Source organism: Streptomyces sp. NPDC031497 (genome assembly GCF_055580905.1).
Window position 1 is genome coordinate 1 of sequence record NZ_JBVIKO010000068.1, and the last position, 2,555, is coordinate 2,555.

Here is a 2,555-nt window from a genome sequence, read left to right on the forward strand (position 1 = left end):
GGCATACCACCGGGCAGCACACCACGGACCTCGCCCCCCGACCCAGCCCTCAACCCCGCAACCACCGCATCAGCCGCCCCGTCAACACCCCCCTGCACCGCCCACGCAACCGCAGCGACATCACCCGCACGCTGCTCCCGCAGCCCACGGGTCTCCGGGTCATCACCCACCAGCACAACCGGCTGCACACCCTCCTGATAAAGCCGCAATCCCTCCCCGATCGCCCACGACTCCACCCCCTCAAACACCACCGGATAATCCTCACGCACCGCAGCAGCCAGACCATCACCACCGGCAACAGACGACACGCCGTCACGCGTGGCGGCAGCCCTGCTCAGCCTCTGCGCCATATCGACCCGGCCCTCAAGGAAGAGGTCCGTGGCCAGCCGCGCGACACCCGCACCGAAAGACTCACCGAGATCGGCCATCCTGACCTGAACCTGCGCCCCGGAAGCCTCGCCGGCCGAAAGACCAAGACGCTGCAGCTGCTGACGGGCCTTGTCCACCCTCGCCTTCGCCTGGACACCCTGACGGGCATTCACCGCAGACGCCTGGGCCTCACCCACAGCAGCGTGATACTCGGCGAGATACCCCGCCAGCCTCGACAGCCCAGGATCACCGGCCCACTGCCCCCGGTTCCGACCAGAACCAGTACTGACAGCCCCCGGCTCCGACTGACGAACAGCCTCCTCGCTCTTCCCCTTCCCCTTCTTCGTCTTGCCCTTCCCCTTGCCCTTGCCCTCGACAGCCGAAGAACCGCCCTGAAGAGACCTCGCCTCCTCAAGCATTCTCCGAGAAGTGACCATATGCGGATGATTGAATTCAACGTCCGCATCAAGCGGCCCGGCAGTGGCCACACCACTGCCCCACACATACTCGTTCTTATCATTCCGCGAGTCCGCGACCGCGAACACGAAAACCGCCACCCGGCCATCCGCCATAATCACCGGCGCATACGACGCACCACGAGACCCTCTGGTCAGATGAACGTGCGCACTGCGGTTCAGCACATGCGCCTGCCGGGCCTCACGCGAACCCGCAAACTGCTCCGCCAAAAGCCTCCGCAACACCAACTCGTCCTCGGAACGAACATCGCGCTCCACCCTGCCGGACGCATAAAGAAGATCCTCACCCAACTCCCACGTGCTGTAATCATGAGCACGCAGCCTCGCCAAACGGGCCGTCACCGTCTCCGCCGCCACAGCAGCCGCTTGCCTGCGTTCCTCCCGCACGGACTGCCACACCGCCCAAGACTCCGCCCGCACCCGCTCACGATGCTCAGATTCCAGCACAAGCGCCAATTCATCCAGATAGTCCTGGAAAACCGCTTCGAAATCCTCCGAATCCAGCCTCCCCTCACCCGCGGTGAGGAACCCCTCAAAACTCCACTCCCGCCACTTCGAAGGTTCCACCCCGACACCCTCCGCAACAACCTCCGAGGAAAGCATCAAAGCCAGCAACGGCCTGTCCTCCGCCATACCACTAAGCAAACCGGCCTTTTCAGGACTCAACAACAAAGCCGCAGCCGACGGCGCCGACAGCAACTGATCAGCCCAGACCTGCGCCGGATCGGACACAGACCGCACCGGCGCCACAGCCCCCGCCGGCTCCTGCCCCACAGCCCCCTTCCCACCAGAACGCACCGGCTGCCTCTTCCCCGACGACTTCACCGGCCCCTTCGCCACCACAGCAGCAGAACCCTGCCCCTGCCCGACCCCCACCGAGGCACTGCCATCCACCACAGCCTCCTCGACCAGACCCACCAGCTCCTGCCACCGCGCCGGCTCCTCGAACACCTCCGGCCGCTGCCGCCTGAGCACACGCAACTGATCCGCCAGCACAGAACCGTGCTCCACCGCCAACTCCGCCAACCGCGCGGTCGCCACGAAGAAACCCACAAACCCCTCGGACTGCGAACCCAGGAAATCAAACAGCCCATTAAGCCGCCACCGCAACGAAGGCGTCAGCGCATCAGCCAGCGACTTACTCCCCACCACAGCACGCCACAACACCGTGTTCTCACTCGCATGCCCCACCAACCCCCGATTCCGCGTCAGAACACCAACAACCCACGGAGCCCGCACCACCTCCCCAAGAAGCCGCCGATCCCCCACCCCACGCACCTCACGCACCAACGCCCCAGCCAGACCCGGCACCACACGAAGCGCATCACGCAACTCCCCAGAACCCGCCAGAAGATCAGGACCCACCCGCCAGGAACGCAACAACTCATGCAACTCCGGACGACGCTCCAGCAACTCCCGCACCCGCGGCTCAGCCTCCAGCGCAGCCACCATCCCAGAATTCGCAAGCACCGTCTCCAGCACCTGCCCATCACCCAGCACCACCTCCGCCAACCCAGCACGCGACTCCAACTCAGCCACCAACCCCGACCGCAAAAACCGCTCCACCAAACCCTCACTCGAGAAAACCTGCCCCCGCCTCCCCATCACCCCCGCCACCACCGGATTCCCCACCAACACACCCACATCACCCACATTCCGCTTCAACCAACGCACCACCGAAACACTGCTACCAACAGCATCCGACACCAA

At 64.9% G+C, this 2,555-nt stretch carries 1 protein-coding gene; it reads right to left on the bottom strand.

All coding sequences use genetic code 11. The annotated features are described in order from the left end of the window. Window positions 1-2,384 (bottom strand): hypothetical protein (locus ACZ5K7_RS48255; RefSeq protein ID WP_468924962.1); only part of this gene is annotated, 2,384 nt, incomplete at its 3' end. Window positions 2,385-2,555 lie beyond the last annotated feature (171 nt).